This window comes from Citrobacter sp. VF227 (assembly GCF_052950715.1).
The window spans coordinates 1-455 of the sequence record NZ_JBRFVF010000463.1 but is presented as its reverse complement, the minus strand read 5'-3'; the positions used below and the strand labels follow the sequence as shown (position 1 = coordinate 455).

Genomic DNA, 455 nt, shown 5'->3' with positions numbered 1-455 from the left:
TATGGCTGGCCTCCGGTGGCGTGGGCGGCAATACCCAGCCCGGCGCGCTGATCGCACTCTTTGTCTGCTGTGCGCTTGCTGCGTTCGAAGCGTTAGCGCCAGTAACCGGCGCGTTTCAGCATCTCGGCCAAGTTATTGCCTCTGCGCTGCGCATCACCGAACTGACTGAACAGCAGCCGGAAGGCGCCTTCCCGGATACCGGCTCGACGATTTCCGGGCAGGTGACTCTTACGCTACGCGACGTATCATTCAGCTACCCGGGACAGGCGCAAAAAGCGCTCGATACCCCTTCCCTGCAGGCCACTCCCGGTGAACACATTGCGATTCTCGGTCGTACCGGCTGTGGTAAATCAACGCTGCTACAATTGCTTACCCGCTCATGGTATCGCTCGTGCGGCGAAATCCGGATTAATGAACAGCCGATTGCAGCGCTCAGTGAAACCGTGCTGCGCCAG

At 59.8% G+C, this 455-nt stretch carries 1 protein-coding gene; it reads left to right on the top strand.

Going from position 1 to position 455, the window contains the following annotated elements; all coding sequences use genetic code 11:
* Positions 1-455, top strand: a 455-nt coding sequence (locus ACU8YC_RS27340) for an ATP-binding cassette domain-containing protein (protein WP_446896306.1), incomplete at both ends; no start/stop codon positions are given.